17 protein-coding genes and 1 pseudogene are annotated in these 13970 nt (G+C 68.4%); 16 read left to right on the forward strand and 2 right to left on the reverse strand.

Annotation, left to right across the window (positions count from 1 at the left end; all coding sequences use genetic code 11):
- Nucleotides 1-31 precede the first annotated feature (31 nt).
- From sufD to ACZ4M5_RS25300, 12 genes are all read left to right on the forward strand, one after another.
- Nucleotides 32-1216, forward strand: coding sequence for a Fe-S cluster assembly protein SufD (gene sufD / locus ACZ4M5_RS25245; RefSeq protein ID WP_467740100.1), 1185 nt, complete (start codon nucleotides 32-34; stop codon nucleotides 1214-1216).
- Entirely contained in the window at nucleotides 1213-1530 is a 318-nt protein-coding gene (locus tag ACZ4M5_RS25250; protein ID WP_142164656.1) for a non-heme iron oxygenase ferredoxin subunit, read from the forward strand. The genes sufD and ACZ4M5_RS25250 overlap by 4 nt, the downstream gene beginning before the upstream one ends.
- A 7-nt stretch (nucleotides 1531-1537) precedes the next feature.
- The gene (sufC, locus tag ACZ4M5_RS25255; RefSeq protein ID WP_467740101.1) at nucleotides 1538-2302 is read left to right on the forward strand and encodes a Fe-S cluster assembly ATPase SufC; all 765 of its coding nucleotides are present in this window, start codon (nucleotides 1538-1540) and stop codon (nucleotides 2300-2302) included.
- Nucleotides 2299-3555: a cysteine desulfurase gene (locus ACZ4M5_RS25260; RefSeq protein ID WP_467740102.1), complete on the forward strand. Its 1257-nt coding sequence runs from the start codon at nucleotides 2299-2301 to the stop codon at nucleotides 3553-3555. The genes sufC and ACZ4M5_RS25260 overlap by 4 nt, the downstream gene beginning before the upstream one ends.
- A gap of 18 nt (nucleotides 3556-3573) precedes the next feature.
- A complete protein-coding gene (gene sufU / locus ACZ4M5_RS25265) occupies nucleotides 3574-4044 on the forward strand; it encodes a Fe-S cluster assembly sulfur transfer protein SufU (protein ID WP_467740103.1) in 471 nt (156 codons plus the stop codon).
- Complete coding sequence (locus ACZ4M5_RS25270) at nucleotides 4041-4373, forward strand: metal-sulfur cluster assembly factor (RefSeq protein ID WP_028809645.1); 333 nt, start codon at nucleotides 4041-4043, stop codon at nucleotides 4371-4373. Before sufU ends, ACZ4M5_RS25270 begins: the two co-directional genes overlap by 4 nt.
- A 121-nt stretch (nucleotides 4374-4494) precedes the next feature.
- Nucleotides 4495-4815 (forward strand): DMT family transporter, encoded by a 321-nt coding sequence (locus ACZ4M5_RS25275; RefSeq protein WP_467740104.1) that lies wholly within the window; start codon nucleotides 4495-4497, stop codon nucleotides 4813-4815.
- Nucleotides 4815-5351 carry a TetR/AcrR family transcriptional regulator gene (locus ACZ4M5_RS25280; RefSeq protein WP_467740105.1) on the forward strand — a complete coding sequence of 179 codons (537 nt, stop codon included), beginning with the start codon at nucleotides 4815-4817 and terminating at the stop codon, nucleotides 5349-5351. Before ACZ4M5_RS25275 ends, ACZ4M5_RS25280 begins: the two co-directional genes overlap by 1 nt.
- Nucleotides 5352-5802: 451 nt before the next feature.
- On the forward strand, nucleotides 5803-6792 hold the full coding sequence (gene dapD, locus ACZ4M5_RS25285) for a 2,3,4,5-tetrahydropyridine-2,6-dicarboxylate N-succinyltransferase (protein WP_467740106.1): 990 nt from the start codon (nucleotides 5803-5805) through the stop codon (nucleotides 6790-6792).
- 422 nt (nucleotides 6793-7214) lie between these two features.
- A complete protein-coding gene (locus tag ACZ4M5_RS25290) occupies nucleotides 7215-8438 on the forward strand; it encodes a cupin domain-containing protein (RefSeq protein WP_467740107.1) in 1224 nt (407 codons plus the stop codon).
- A gap of 3 nt (nucleotides 8439-8441) precedes the next feature.
- A complete protein-coding gene (locus ACZ4M5_RS25295; RefSeq protein WP_467740108.1) occupies nucleotides 8442-8957 on the forward strand; it encodes a hypothetical protein in 516 nt (171 codons plus the stop codon).
- Between the two features lie 484 nt (nucleotides 8958-9441).
- Nucleotides 9442-10320 carry an ankyrin repeat domain-containing protein gene (locus ACZ4M5_RS25300; RefSeq protein WP_467740135.1) on the forward strand — a complete coding sequence of 293 codons (879 nt, stop codon included), beginning with the start codon at nucleotides 9442-9444 and terminating at the stop codon, nucleotides 10318-10320.
- On the opposite strand, the pseudogene ACZ4M5_RS25305 reads toward ACZ4M5_RS25300, so the two are convergent.
- Nucleotides 10308-10502, reverse strand: a pseudogene (locus ACZ4M5_RS25305) (NUDIX hydrolase); the annotation flags it as partial. The gene ACZ4M5_RS25300 and the pseudogene ACZ4M5_RS25305 overlap by 13 nt on opposite strands.
- A 389-nt stretch (nucleotides 10503-10891) precedes the next feature.
- On the opposite strand from ACZ4M5_RS25305, the gene ACZ4M5_RS25310 reads away from it, so the two are divergent.
- A complete protein-coding gene (locus ACZ4M5_RS25310) occupies nucleotides 10892-11122 on the forward strand; it encodes a hypothetical protein (RefSeq protein ID WP_467740109.1) in 231 nt (76 codons plus the stop codon).
- A gap of 71 nt (nucleotides 11123-11193) precedes the next feature.
- Here ACZ4M5_RS25310 and dapA read toward each other — a convergent pair whose 3' ends face one another.
- The gene (gene dapA, locus ACZ4M5_RS25315) at nucleotides 11194-12078 is read right to left on the reverse strand and encodes a 4-hydroxy-tetrahydrodipicolinate synthase (RefSeq protein WP_467740110.1); all 885 of its coding nucleotides are present in this window, start codon (nucleotides 12076-12078) and stop codon (nucleotides 11194-11196) included.
- Nucleotides 12079-12222: 144 nt separating this feature from the next.
- Here dapA and ACZ4M5_RS25320 point away from each other — a divergent pair, with 144 nt between their 5' ends.
- The 3 genes from ACZ4M5_RS25320 to ACZ4M5_RS25330 all read left to right on the forward strand — a co-directional run bounded on the left by ACZ4M5_RS25320 (nucleotide 12223) and on the right by ACZ4M5_RS25330 (nucleotide 13936).
- A complete protein-coding gene (locus ACZ4M5_RS25320; RefSeq protein ID WP_467740111.1) occupies nucleotides 12223-12642 on the forward strand; it encodes a phage holin family protein in 420 nt (139 codons plus the stop codon).
- Nucleotides 12639-13004 (forward strand): DUF3618 domain-containing protein, encoded by a 366-nt coding sequence (locus tag ACZ4M5_RS25325; RefSeq protein WP_467740112.1) that lies wholly within the window; start codon nucleotides 12639-12641, stop codon nucleotides 13002-13004. The genes ACZ4M5_RS25320 and ACZ4M5_RS25325 overlap by 4 nt, the downstream gene beginning before the upstream one ends.
- A gap of 257 nt (nucleotides 13005-13261) precedes the next feature.
- Complete coding sequence (locus tag ACZ4M5_RS25330) at nucleotides 13262-13936, forward strand: antibiotic biosynthesis monooxygenase (RefSeq protein WP_467740113.1); 675 nt, start codon at nucleotides 13262-13264, stop codon at nucleotides 13934-13936.
- The last annotated feature ends 34 nt before the right edge of the window (nucleotides 13937-13970 follow it).

The following is a 13970-nucleotide window of genomic DNA, read 5'->3' on the forward strand; positions in this document are numbered from 1 at the left end:
CCCACTCAGGAAAGAGAGCACTACGACAGCCATGGCTGAGGCCCAGAACACCCCCGTGGGGTCGACGACCGCGGGTTCGATCGCGGTCGCCGCGGAGTCGACCGTCGCCACGCGCATGAGCGCGCCGCCGTCCTTCGACGTCGCGGACTTCCCGGTCCCGCACGGCCGAGAGGAAGAGTGGCGGTTCACCCCGCTGGAGCGCCTGCGCGGCCTGCACGACGGCACCGCCGTCGCCACCGGCAACGGCGTGAAGGTCGAGGTCCAGGCCCCCGAAGGCGTCACCGTCGAGGCCGTCGGCCGCGACGACGCGCGGCTCGGCAGGGCCGGCGTCCCGGCGGACCGTGTCGCCGCCCAGGCCTACTCGGCGTTCGAGAAGGCCTCGGTCGTGACCGTCCCCAAGGAGACCGTCCTCACCGAGCCCATCCGCATCGCCGTGCACGGCGAGGGCGGCACCGCCTTCGGCCACCAGGTGATCGAGCTGGGCGCCTTCGCCGAGGCCGTCGTGGTCATCGACCACACCGGTGACGCGGTGCTCGCCGCCAACGTCGACTACCTGCTGGGCGACGGCGCCAAGCTCACCGTCGTCTCCGTGCAGGACTGGGACGACAAGGCCGTGCACGTCGCGCAGCACAACGCGCTCGTCGGCCGCGACGCCTCCTTCAAGTCGGTCGTCGTCACCTTCGGCGGCGACGTCGTCCGGCTCCACCCGCGCGTGCAGTACGCCGGGCCCGGCGGCGAGGCCGAGCTGTTCGGCCTGTACTTCACCGACCGGGGCCAGCACCAGGAGCACCGCCTCCTGGTCGACCACAACGTCCCGCACTGCAAGTCCAACGTCGTCTACAAGGGCGCGCTCCAGGGCGACGACGCCCACGCGGTGTGGATCGGCGACGTGCTCATCGAGGCCAAGGCCGAGGGCACCGACACGTACGAGATGAACCGCAACCTGGTCCTCACGGACGGGGCGCGCGTGGACTCCGTACCGAACCTGGAGATCGAGACCGGCGAGATCGTCGGCGCCGGCCACGCCTCGGCGACCGGCCGCTTCGACGACGAGCAGCTCTTCTACCTCATGGCGCGCGGCATCCCCGAGATCGACGCCCGCCGTCTGGTGGTCCGCGGCTTCTTCGCCGAACTGGTCCAGCAGATCGGCGTCCCCGACATCGAGGAGCGCCTGATCGCCAAGATCGAGGAGGAGCTGGAGGCGGCGGTCGCATGACCTTCGTACGCGCCTGCGGACTGGGCGAGCTGGAGGAGGACACCCCCAAGCGGGTGGAACTCGACGGCACGCCCGTGTCCATCGTGCAGACCGAGGGGGAGGTGTTCGCGATCCACGACATCTGCTCGCACGCGAACGTCTCCCTGGCGGAGGGCGAGGTCGACGACTGCCACATCGAGTGCTGGCTGCACGGCTCGCGCTTCGACCTCCGTTCCGGCAAGCCCGACGCCCTTCCGGCGACGCGCCCCGTCCCCGTATACCCCGTAAAGATCGATGGGGACGACGTGCTCGTCTCCCTCACCCAGGAGTCCTGAGGCACCCATGGCTACGCTTGAAATCCGAGACCTGCACGTCACCGTCGAGGTCGAGAACGGCACGAAGGAAATCCTCAAGGGTGTCGACCTCACCGTGAAGCAGGGCGAGACGCACGCCATCATGGGCCCCAACGGCTCGGGCAAGTCGACCCTCGCCTACTCCCTCGCCGGCCACCCGAAGTACACCATCACCGGCGGAACCGTCACTCTCGACGGCGAGGACGTCCTGGAGATGTCCGTCGACGAGCGGGCCCGCGCCGGCCTGTTCCTCGCCATGCAGTACCCGGTCGAGGTCCCGGGTGTCTCCGTGTCGAACTTCCTGCGCACCTCCGCCACCGCCGTCCGCGGCGAGGCCCCCAAGCTGCGCACCTGGGTGAAGGAGGTCAAGGAGGCCATGGAGCGCCTCAACATGGACCCCGCCTTCGCCGAGCGCAACGTCAACGAGGGCTTCTCCGGCGGTGAGAAGAAGCGCCACGAGATCCTCCAGCTGGAGCTTCTCAAGCCGAAGATGGCGATCCTCGACGAGACCGACTCCGGTCTCGACGTCGACGCGCTGCGCGTGGTGTCGGAGGGCGTGAACCGCGTCCGCGAGACGGGCGAGGTCGGCACCCTGCTGATCACGCACTACACGCGCATCCTGCGCTACATCAAGCCCGACTACGTGCATGTCTTCTCCGGCGGCCGGATCGTCGAGTCCGGCGGCGCCGAACTCGCCGACAAGCTGGAGAACGAGGGCTACGAGGGATACACGAAGGGTGGCGCATCCGCGTGACACAGCTGCCGGGCCTCCTCGACACCGAGGCGATCCGCAAGGACTTCCCCATCCTGGACCGCCAGGTCCACGACGGCCGGAAGCTCGTGTATCTGGACAACGCGGCCACCAGCCAGAAGCCGCGCCAGGTGCTGGACGCACTCAGTGAGTACTACGAGCGCTACAACGCCAACGTCCACCGCGGTGTGCATGTGCTCGCCGAGGAGGCCACGGCGCTGTACGAGGGCGCGCGCGACAAGGTCGCCGCGTTCATCAACGCGCCCTCGCGCGACGAGGTGATCTTCACCAAGAACGCCTCGGAGTCGCTCAACCTCGTGGCGAACATGCTGGGCTGGGCCGACGAGCCCTACCGCGTGGACTCCGAGACCGAGATCGTCATCACGGAGATGGAGCACCACTCCAACATCGTCCCGTGGCAGCTGCTCGCGCAGCGCACGGGCGCGAAGCTGAAGTGGTTCGGCCTCACCGACGACGGCCGCCTGGACCTGTCGAACATCGACGAGGTCATCACCGAGAAGACGAAGATCGTCTCCTTCGTGCTGGTCTCCAACATCCTCGGCACCCAGAACCCGGTCGAGGCGATCGTGCGCCGCGCCCAGGAGGTCGGCGCCCTGGTCTGCGTCGACGCCTCCCAGGCCGCACCGCACATGCCGCTGGACGTGCAGGCCCTCCAGGCCGACTTCGTGGCCTTCACCGGTCACAAGATGTGCGGTCCGACCGGCATCGGCGTCCTGTGGGGCCGCCAGGAGCTGCTGGAGGACCTGCCCCCGTTCCTCGGCGGCGGCGAGATGATCGAGACGGTGTCGATGCACTCCTCGACCTACGCGCCGGCTCCCCACAAGTTCGAGGCGGGAACGCCCCCGATCGCCCAGGCGGTCGGTCTCGGCGCGGCGATCGACTACCTCGAGTCGATCGGCATGGAGAAGATCCTCGCCCACGAGCACGCGCTGACCGAGTACGCGGTCAAGCGGCTGCTGGAGGTCCCCGACCTGCGCATCATCGGCCCCACCACGGCCGAGGAGCGCGGCGCGGCGATCTCCTTCACGCTGGGCGACATCCACCCGCACGACGTGGGCCAGGTCCTGGACGAGCAGGGCATCGCCGTCCGGGTCGGCCACCACTGCGCGCGGCCGGTCTGCCTGCGGTACGGAATTCCTGCGACCACGCGAGCGTCGTTCTATCTGTACTCCACGCCGGCCGAGATCGACGCGCTGGTCGACGGCCTGGAGCACGTTCGGAACTTCTTCGGCTGAAGGGCGTGAGCTGAGACAGTGAAGCTGGACTCCATGTACCAGGAAGTCATCCTGGACCACTACAAGAACCCGCACGGGCGTGGTCTGAGGGACGGCGACGCCGAGGTGCACCACGTCAACCCGACGTGCGGCGACGAGATCACGCTGCGCGTGAAGTACGACGGCACGACGATCCAGGACGTCAGCTACGAGGGCCAGGGCTGCTCCATCAGCCAGGCCTCGGCGTCCGTGCTGAACGAGCTGCTGGTCGGCAAGGAAGTGTCCGACGCGCGGAAGATCCAGGAGACCTTCCTGGAGCTGATGCAGTCCAAGGGCCGGATCGAGCCCGACGACGCGATGGAGGACGTCCTGGAGGACGCGGTGGCGTTCGCCGGGGTGTCCAAGTACCCGGCCCGGGTCAAGTGCGCCCTGCTGAGCTGGATGGCCTGGAAGGACGCGACGGCCCAGGTGCTGGGCGGAGCCGACGCCGAGAAGGAGACGACGGCATGAGCGAGACCGTTGAGATGAAGCCGGCCTCGGAGGAAGAGGTCCGTGAGGCGCTGTACGACGTCGTCGACCCCGAGCTGGGCATCGACGTCGTCAACCTCGGGCTGATCTACGGCATCCACATCGACGACGCGAACATCGCGACGCTCGACATGACCCTGACGTCGGCGGCCTGCCCGCTGACGGACGTCATCGAGGACCAGGCCAAGTCGGCCACGGACGGCCTCGTGAGCGAACTGCGGATCAACTGGGTCTGGATGCCCCCGTGGGGCCCCGACAAGATCACCGACGACGGCCGTGAGCAGCTGCGCGCGCTCGGGTTCAACGTCTGAGACCGACTGACGGTTCACGCACTTGAGGGCGGCACCCGGCCGGGTGCCGCCCTCAAGTGCGTGCCCGCGCGGCACGTCCGTGTTGTGTACGCCCGTACATAGGATGTGTACGCTCGTACGCATGGGCTATCTGCTGCTCGCCGGGGCCATCGCCGCGGAGGTCGGTGCGACCACCGCCATGAAGTACAGCGACGGGTTCAGCCGGCTCGGGCCCTCGCTGCTCACGCTTCTCGGCTATGTCGTCTCCTTCGCGCTGCTCGCCCAGACGCTGAGGACGGTCGCGGTCGGCACGGCCTACGCGATCTGGGCCGGCGTGGGCACGGCGGCCATCGCCACGATCGGCGTCGTGTTCCTCGGCGAGGGCATGACCACCGCCAAGGCCGCCGGGATCGCGCTGATCATCCTCGGGGTCGTCGTGCTCAACCTGGGCGGTGCGCACTGATGCCCCGGCGCCACGACCCCGAACGACGGCAGCGGATCATCGACGCCGCGATCCGGGTCGTCGGGGCCAGGGGCATCGCCGGGCTCAGCCACCGCAGCGCCGCCGCCGAGGCCGACGTCCCGCTCGGCTCGACGACGTACCACTTCGCCACGCTCGACGAACTCCTGGTCGCCGCCCTGCGCCAGGCCAACGAGGGGTTCGCCAAGGTGGTGGCCTCGCGCGGCGGTCTGGAGGATCCGCGCACCGATCTGGCCGCCGAACTCGCCGGTTTGATGGAGGAGTGGCTGGCCGGTGACCGGACGGGCGTGGAGCTGGAGTACGAGCTCTACCTGGCCGCGCTGCGCCGGCCCGCCCTGCGGCCCGTGGCCGCCGAGTGGGCCGAGGGGCTGGCCCGGCCACTGGCCCGGCGCACGGACCCCGCCACGGCGCGGGCCCTGGTCGCGGTGGTCGACGGCATCTGCCTCCAGGTGCTGCTGACGGGGGCGGTGTACGACGAGGAGTACGCGCGGGGGGTGTTGGGGCGGGTGATCGGTTGAGGTGCGGCGGAGCGACGGCGGGCGCTATCGGGCGAATGCGTGCCGGCCGGCTGGCCGGCCGGGCGCCGGGCGGGGTGCGGGCGCTGGGCGGGGTGAGGGGCTCGGGCGCCGGGCGGGGTGCGGGTGCTGGGCGGGGTGAGGGGTTCGGCCGCCGGGCTGGGCTCGGGCTCGGCCGCCGGGCGGGATGCGGGCCGGCCGCAGGGCGGAGTGCGGGTGCCGTCGGGGTGAGGGGTTCGGCCGCCGGGCTGGGCTCGGGCTCGGTCGCCGGGCGGGATGCGGGCCGGCCGCAGGGCGGAGTGCGGGATGTGGGCTCGGTCGCCGCGCGGGAGGCGGGCTCGGCATCCCGGGCGCGGGCGCGCGGCCGGTGGATGCCCGGCGGGTCGGGGACCGGCTCGTGAGACGCCCGGGGACCGGTTCGCATCGACCCGTGCCGGCCGGTTAGGTTGCCCTCATGACCGACACGACTGCTCCCCGCACCACCGGCGCCGTGGCCGCCGGCCTCGCCACGATCGCCGCCGACGGCACCGTCCTCGACACCTGGTTCCCCGCGCCCGAGCTCGTCGACGAGCCCGGCCCGTCCGGCACCGAGCGGCTGTCCGCCGAGCGTGCCGCGGAGCTGCTCGGCGGGGGCGCCACCGCCGCGGTCGGCCCCGACGCCCGCCGCGGCGTCGAGGTGGTCGCGGTCCGCACGGTCATCGGCTCCCTCGACGAGAAGCCGGTCGACGCCCACGACGTCTACCTGCGCCTGCACCTGCTCTCGCACCGCCTGGTCAAGCCGCACGGCCAGAGCCTGGACGGCATCTTCGGCCACCTCGCCAACGTCGCCTGGACCTCGCTCGGCCCGGTCGCCGTCGACGACCTGGAGAAGGTCCGGCTCAACGCCCGCGCCGAGGGCCTGCACCTCCAGGTGACCTCCGTGGACAAGTTCCCGCGGATGACGGACTACGTGGCGCCCAAGGGCGTGCGCATCGCCGACGCCGACCGGGTCCGCCTCGGCGCGCACCTTGCCGCGGGCACCACCGTGATGCACGAGGGCTTCGTCAACTTCAACGCCGGCACGCTCGGCACGTCGATGGTGGAGGGCCGCATCTCCGCCGGCGTCGTCATCGGCGACGGCTCGGACATCGGCGGCGGCGCGTCCACCATGGGCACCCTGTCCGGCGGCGGCAACGTCATCATCGCCATCGGCGAGCGCTGCCTGATCGGCGCCGAGGCGGGCGTCGGCATCGCGCTGGGCGACGAGTGCGTCGTCGAGGCGGGCCTCTACGTCACCGCAGGCACCCGCGTCACCATGCCCGACGGGCAGATCGTCAAGGCCCGCGAGCTGTCCGGCGCCTCCAACATCCTCTTCCGCCGCAACTCGGTCACCGGCGCCGTCGAGGCCCGGCCGAACAACGCGGTGTGGGGCGGCCTGAACGAGATCCTGCACAGCAACAACTGATCACCGACGGCCGTGACCTGCGGCCGCCTTATCGATCAACGTCCTGACCTGCTGCTGAGCTGTCGGTAGCTGTCGACGTTGGTCATCATTGAGCGCCCTTCCACGGCCCGAGGACGGCCCGGGAGGGCGCTCGTGCGTTCAGAGAAGACACCTGCCTCCCCAGCGAGTGTTTGCTCCCCTGTGAGGGACAGGCGCTTAGAAGATGCGGGCAAGCCATGGTGAGGCGGTCAAATGGCACCTTGATGCCACTGTTCCGGGTTGCACAGTGCCGCTGCCGTCCGCCGTCGTTGCCGTCAGGATTGCCGTCACCGTGAGTGATCGGGCTGGGAGGACGTCCGCTGCTTCCCCCATCCAGGCGATGTGCATCGTGTTGGGGCTGCTCGTCCTTGCAATCAGCAAAACTCGCCGGTACGACTCATAATGTGCCACTTCGTGAAGTCCCTCTAACGCTACAGTTCAGCCTCGAATGGCTACTGCATCCGATTTCCGCATCTGAATTTCTGCGATCCAGTTGGGAACATCGCCCCCTCCTGGTCGCTAGAGGTAACACTGATTACTTCGCAGCCCTGCCGGGGCTTGATGCAGTTGATGAACTGATTACCACTACATGCGGTGGAAAAACTCCAAACCCTGCGGATATGCGTATCATTCGCAGTGACCGAGGAGGGAGCTCCTCCGAGCTGCAAACTCAACCGCACGGCAACGGAGTTCCAGACATTCAAGCCATTTATCGCGCATACCAAGAGGGACACTCCGTCGTCATCAATGGAGTTCATCGCAGGTCTGCAGTTGTAGCAAATTTGAGCCGCAACCTCGAAGGTGCTCTTCATCATCCAGTTGGCGTTAACCTGTACCTCACGCCACGGAGCGGACAAGGATTCGCCCCGCATGTCGACACTCATGATGTTTTCATCTTGCAATTGAATGGTGTTAAGCACTGGCGTGTTGGGACCCCGTCAAAGGACCTTCCGCTCCCCGATACGGAGCAGCGCCCTGTTGAGCTCGTCAATTACTCAAGCTTCACGTTGAATCCGGGTGACCTCCTTTACTTGCCACGCGGATTCCCTCATGATGCGACCACATCTGATTCTTCATCCCTTCACTTGACGGTTGGCATCCACGCTTACCGTTGGGTTGATTTCTTGATTGAAGCCCTCGGCGTTGCGGCTAACGGCAATGCGCGGCTCAGGGGAGCGTTGCCGCCCGGCTTTCTCGACGACGCACTTGAACCGGAGAGCATCTCCGCTATCTTCGGGATCCTCATGAGCGCTATTCAGGACGAAGCACTCGCTGACCAGGTGAAGTTGCGCCTTAGCGACAAACTGTTCAAGGAAGCAAAAGCGGTCGGATCAGGACATTTTAGTTCACTGGATTCTATTCCAAGCCTGAATGCAAGCTCGGTGGTCTTTCGCACTCCAAGCTTCTTCTGCAGGGTGCGGTCAGCCTCCAGTGAGGCGCGGATTGAGTTCGCGACCAACTTTGTTGCCGGGCCGGAGCGCTTGGATTTGGCGTTCAACTTCATCGCAGAACGTCATCGTTTTGCAGTACATGAAATCCCTGGGCTGAACGCTCAGGAGAAGCTCGACCTAGTGAGTAGGCTCGTGGGCGAGGGTCTGCTAAAAATCATGCCTGAATCGAAGGAGTAGCTGATGGGTACCGATCGCGATGGAATTGGATCGCTGGAGTCGAAGGCGGAGTCGAACGCCGGATTCCAGGCCATGAACGAAAATCATGCATTGGTGCTGCGGACCTGGTTCGACAGTTTGTCGTGGCAGGACCCCAGATATAACAGTAAGTTCCTGCTCAAGTTGGCTGCATTGGCAACGAGTAGTGACAATATGCGCCAACGCCTCCTCGACGATACGGACAACATGGTTGCAGAAGTCCGATCGCATTACGGCCGAGCGGCAGATGGGAATGTGGACCCTCTTAGAGGGGTGATTGTGAGATTCTGGGAGAATACGCCAGATGTCCTGCACGTTGTCTTGCCTCCACGAGCCGAGGCGCTAAACGAACTCCCTGAGCCCCTGGTGAACGCACTGCGATCACGTACCTCACTTGCTCGCGAGTCGGGGCATATTCGAGATGACTACACGGACTGGGGTAATTGGTTCGATAGTAGCGACCGGGGGAACCACGGTCAGGACTATGTTGCCGATATGTGAGGCGGGCGCTGCGTCCATGCCGGGCAATTACGTAAGGAGTTGAATGCAAGGTCGGCGGAGCGGCTTTGGGCTAGAGCTGCTTTGGGGCGAGTGATCTGGCCCCGTAAGCTGATGGCGAGTCGGGCAGTCTGTGGACCTGCCCGTTAAAGCACGACGTTGGGGCCAAGATCTTAGAGGCTCGCCCCAAAGTGGCTGCCTAAGCCGTGGAGTCGACCGCCCCAGCCACAGAGGGTGTCTCCCCGCTTCATGCCCGCAGCCGCCGGGCGCGGCCAGCCGGGGCGAAGACAGGAGGCGGGCCGCGCCGTTGAGGCGGCGCGCGCCCGCGCTGTGCGCGGGCCTTGATGAAGTAGGGAAAGTCTTACCGCATCCATGATCGAAGCCGCTCGATCGTGGGCCTGTCAGCTCGCCTCCGCTCTGGGCTACCGTTCCATGCAGGCCTTCTGCACTGGACACGCCTCAAGGTGCGGCCGAACTCGCCGAGTCTCTGCTTCCCCCGCTCGGCAACCGCTGGCTCCACACTCAGGCTGTGGCCGCTCGCGCTCGGGAAGCTGCAGCAGCTGTGTCGAAGGCTGACCGGGATCTCCTCGTTGCCGCAGCATGGCTGCACGACATCGGCTACGCCCCCGAGCTACGCGACACCGGCTTCCATCCACTTGACGGTGCCCGGCACCTGGAATCGCTGGGTGCGCCGGCACGTCTCGTGCGTCTGGTCGCCCACCACTCCGGAGCCGTGTACGAAGCGGAGCAGCGCGGTCTCTCGGAGGATCTGGCCGGCTATGAGCGGGAGGATTCCCCTGTCGTCGACGCGTTGATCTTCTCCGACATGACGACCGGCCCGGCCGGGCAGTCCTTCGACTTCGACAAGCGGATCGACGAGATCCTCGTGCGTTACGAGCCTGGCAGCGAGGTGCACAACGCGATCAGCAAGGCGCGACCGTACCTGGGTGCGGCCGTCGAGCGCACGAAGCGACGGGTCGCGGCGTTCACGTCACTGGCGCCGAGTCAGCGAGCGATCATCGACGGAAGCGGTTGGTGGCCTCCGACTCTTTTCGCCGTTGAGCACCAGGACGTCGAACTGCTGGCGCGGCTGCTCGACGCCGGCGCAGACCCTGACGAAGGCAACGGTGCCACTCCTCTGACCCACGCGGTTGACACGGAAGGTGACTCGGCGCTGCAGAGTGGTGGTCCGCTTACCGTGGCAACAACGGCTGTGCTCCTCGCGTACGGCGCAGACCCGGAACTGCCCGACGCCACTGGTGAAACACCGCTTCAAGTCGCCGAGCGCTACAGCCACGCCCCTGCGATCCGGTTGCTGCGTCGCCATTTGCTGGGGCATCGCTCCGAGAAGCCTCAACCGATGTAGGGCTCTGCCCGCGCTGCCAGACCGTGTTCGATCCGCATGCGCATCGACGGGTGGATGTTCAGCTCGTCCATCCTGCTCGGATCGACGAACGCCACGTCCTTGCTCTCGCTGCTGGTCCGCAGTCGGCCGCCGATGAGGCGGTTATGGAAGCAGATCGAGAACTGCTGGCGGACCTCACCGTCACCTCGACATCTAGCTTCAATGACTCCACCGGTACCGCTTCGACCGGTCCGTGTGGCGCCCCGCTCTCACTGCGGCCGGCGTAACCTTCGGCCGCGATAACGGCCTGCACGCCCTCTGCAACTTCTACGCCTCCGTGCTCCTGGACGCGGGGGAGAGCATCCAGGCCTGAGCGAGTACCTGGGTCATCATGACCCGATCCTCACCCTGCGTCCCTGCACGCACCTGATGTCGAACACCGAGGCGCGTACCCGGGCAGCCGTGGATCGTGTCTTCCGGGAGCCGCCTTCCCGTACGGATGACCCGGCGTGACCTCGCGGCGGTATCGGCAGATGAACGGGTGGACGCAGTGTCCGATCACCAGCCGAAACGACGAAACGAGGACCGGGGCATGAGGAACGAGCGGGGACGGGCCGTTGGACGGCGTCTGGCGGTGGCCGTCGCGGCGCTGACGGTGTGCTGGCTGTCGGCGGGCGGCGCGCACGCCGACGAGACCAACACCGGTTCGCGCAACGGCCACCGGATGGGCCTGCTCAACATCGAGGCCGGTCAGATCGACGACCCGGCGGAGGACGTCCTGGAGCACACCCTGCTGTTCGGTGACGGGTACGCCTGGGACTGAACGGACGCAGTACCGAGGGGGACGGCCCGTGCCGCGCACACCGCGCGGCACGGGCCTCCGTGTGAGAGGGCTCAGGATGCGAGCAACTCCGTGTGCAGCGAGGCGAGGTGGGCGGCCGTGGCCCGGTCCGTCGCGCGTAGGGGTGCGCGGACCGGGCCCGCCGGGAGGGAGAGGGCGTTCAGGAGGGCCTTGGTCGTGACGGTGCCCGGGAGGCCCGCCGCCATGATCGCCTCGATGAGGGGGGTCGCCCGCTGCTGGAGGCGGGCCGCCCGTGCGGTGTCGCCGCTGTCGAAGGCGTCCAGCACGGCTCGCAGGTGCGCCGGGACCACGTTCGCGACCGTGCTGACGTACCCCGTGCCGCCCACGGCGTACAGCGCCAGGTTGTGTTCGTCGCAACCCGCGTAGTACGCCAGGTCCGTGCGGGCCAGCACCTTCTGGGCCGCGAGGAAGTCGCCCGAGCAGTCCTTGACCGCGGTGACGCGGGGGTGCGCGGCGAGGCGCAGGAGTGTCTCCGCCTCGATGCGGACGCCGGTGCGGACGGGGATGTCGTAGAGCATGAGCGGGAGGCCGGTGGAGTCGGCGATCTCGCGGAAGTGTGCCTCGATCGCGTCCTGCGGGGGGCGGCTGTAGTAGGGCGCGACCACCAGCAGGCCGTCCGCCCCCGCCTTCTCCGCCTCGCGGCCCAGCTCCGTGGTGTGGCGGGTGTCGGAGGTGCCGACGCCCGCGACGATCGACGCCCTGTCTCCCACGGCCTCGCGCACGGCGGTGATCAGGGCCGACTTCTCCTGGTCCGTGGTGGTCGGGGACTCGCCCGTCGTGCCCGAGAGGACGAGGCCGTCGCACCCGTACGCGACCAGGTGGGCGGCGAGCCGCTGGGCGCCGTCGAGGTCGAGGGTCCCCGCGTCGGTGAAGGGGGTGATCATCGCGCAGAGCGTGCGGCCGAAGGGAGAGGTCATGGCGGTAGTGTCGGCCGGTTCATTGTGTAGCTCCACTTAAATTTTCTACGGGGTGTTGTTAAGGGGTGCTGCGAGGTGTGGAGCCTGTGGTAGGAGGCCGGGCCGCCGGGTACTCGGGGTCCTGCTTCGAGAGGAGGCGGAACCGTGACCGGAACCATGGATCACCGGGTCGTGCGCGACGAGCGCCACTCCGTGGGTGAACTCGTCAACCAGGCCGCCGAGCAGGCCTCCCGGCTTGTACGGCAGGAAGTGGCGCTCGCCAAGGAGGAGCTGGCCGAGAAGGGCCGCCGGGCGGGGCGCGGCGGCGGGCTCCTGGGCGCGGCCGGGGCGGTCGCCTACGCCGGGTTCATCGCGCTGGCCGGCACGGGGGTCGCCGCGCTCTCGCTGGTGCTGCCCGTGTGGGCGGCGGCGCTGATCGTGACCGGGGTGCTGTTCGTCGTCGCGGCTGTGCTGGCCGCGCTCGGGCGCGGGCAGCTGCGGCGGGCCACCCCGCCCACGCCCGAGAAGGCGATCGGCAGCGTCAAGGCGGACGTGGAGGAGATCAAGGAAAGGGCGCATCGATGACGAAGCCGACGAGTGGGGCGAAGGGGCCCGACGAGCTGCGGCGGCAGATCGAGCGGACGCGCGGTGAACTCGGCAACACGGTGGAGGAGTTGGCCGGGAAGACGGATGTGAAGGGACGGGCGCTGGCCCGGGCCGCCGACCTGCGGGACAAGGCCGGGGCGATGTCGGTGCAGTTGCGCAGCAGCGCGGCGCAGGCCGGGCACGCGGTGCAGGAGCGCGCCGCGCAGGCCGGGCCGGGACCGGTGCGGACGATCGTGCAGGCCGGGGTGCGGCATCCGCGGCCGGTGCTGGTGGCCGGGGCGGCCGCCGGGGTGGTGGCGGTCGGGGTGCTGCGGTGGAGGCACTCGCACGGGTACCGCTGAGTTCAGGGGCTGACCGGCGGTGGTCCGGAGCGCTTTCCGCCGGTCGTGGATCGGGCCGCGTCGGGGGGTGTCCGTCCCCGGAACGGCGCGACGGGGTGTCGTACCGACTCGCTGTTCGTCGACGCGCCGGCCCGCCTGCGGGCGGACACCCCCGACACGGCCCCTTCCACGGGCGGCGGGTGCGGGCAGTTGACCTCAAGCCCGGTCGAGGTCGGAAGGTGGGTGCACGCCGAGCGGCGCTACGACTGGAGTGGTCCATGCGAACCGAGAAGCACCCCGATCTCACCGACCCCCGCGTCGGTGCCCCCTTCTTCTCCACCTGGCGGGTGGGCACGCCCGAGCGGCAGCGGCTGACCGTGGAGGCCGTTCGACACAGCTGGGAGCGGCGTCCCTGGCCCGCGAACGGGCTGCTGGGCTATCACGTGTACACAGGGCACGACGGAACGACGCTCATGCACTACTCGCAGTGGAGCGGCGAACAGGACTACGAGGCGTATGTCAAGACGCACCGGCAGGAGCGCGTCGACGAGATCGACACCGTCGTGCCGGGCATCGAGCGGGTGGAGCTGAGGCGGTACCGGCGTCGGCGCAGCCGGGAGCGTGCGGCGGGGGACGTGAGGGTTCCGGGGCTGATCGTCACCGTGCGGATCGACTTCGAGGAGGCCGGGCGCCGGGAGGAGTGGGTCGATCTGGTGCTGAAGGCACTGGAGGACGACGCAGAGGGGCACGCGGGGCTGGTGTCCGCCCACTTCCATCTGAGTACGGACGGCGGGCACGTGCTGAACTACGCCGAGTGGGAGAGCGCCGCGGCCTACGACCGGGCACTGACCGCGCCGTCGACGGACGCCTGGGAGCGCGTACGGACGTTCGACGGGCTGGTGGGCTTCACCGGCAGCCGGTACACGCACGCGCTGGGACTGGTGCCCGGGTGAGGGTGCGTGGGGCCGGCCGCGCCGGCCCCACGCC

The sequence above is a fragment of the Streptomyces sp. NPDC026246 genome (genome assembly GCF_055567995.1).

What these genes read in the sequence shown, in the direction of transcription:
- sufD (WP_467740100.1), top strand. Translation starts at nt 32, where the DNA reads ATGGCTGAGGCCCAGAACACCCCCGTGGGGTCGACGACCGCGGGTTCG.
- ACZ4M5_RS25250 (WP_142164656.1), top strand. Translation starts at nt 1,213, where the DNA reads ATGACCTTCGTACGCGCCTGCGGACTGGGCGAGCTGGAGGAGGACACC.
- sufC (WP_467740101.1), top strand. Translation starts at nt 1,538, where the DNA reads ATGGCTACGCTTGAAATCCGAGACCTGCACGTCACCGTCGAGGTCGAG.
- ACZ4M5_RS25270 (WP_028809645.1), top strand. Translation starts at nt 4,041, where the DNA reads ATGAGCGAGACCGTTGAGATGAAGCCGGCCTCGGAGGAAGAGGTCCGT.
- ACZ4M5_RS25275 (WP_467740104.1), top strand. Translation starts at nt 4,495, where the DNA reads ATGGGCTATCTGCTGCTCGCCGGGGCCATCGCCGCGGAGGTCGGTGCG.
- ACZ4M5_RS25280 (WP_467740105.1), top strand. Translation starts at nt 4,815, where the DNA reads ATGCCCCGGCGCCACGACCCCGAACGACGGCAGCGGATCATCGACGCC.
- dapD (WP_467740106.1), top strand. Translation starts at nt 5,803, where the DNA reads ATGACCGACACGACTGCTCCCCGCACCACCGGCGCCGTGGCCGCCGGC.
- ACZ4M5_RS25295 (WP_467740108.1), top strand. Translation starts at nt 8,442, where the DNA reads ATGGGTACCGATCGCGATGGAATTGGATCGCTGGAGTCGAAGGCGGAG.
- ACZ4M5_RS25310 (WP_467740109.1), top strand. Translation starts at nt 10,892, where the DNA reads ATGAGGAACGAGCGGGGACGGGCCGTTGGACGGCGTCTGGCGGTGGCC.
- dapA (WP_467740110.1), bottom strand. Translation starts at nt 12,078, where the DNA reads ATGACCTCTCCCTTCGGCCGCACGCTCTGCGCGATGATCACCCCCTTC.
- ACZ4M5_RS25325 (WP_467740112.1), top strand. Translation starts at nt 12,639, where the DNA reads ATGACGAAGCCGACGAGTGGGGCGAAGGGGCCCGACGAGCTGCGGCGG.
- ACZ4M5_RS25330 (WP_467740113.1), top strand. Translation starts at nt 13,262, where the DNA reads ATGCGAACCGAGAAGCACCCCGATCTCACCGACCCCCGCGTCGGTGCC.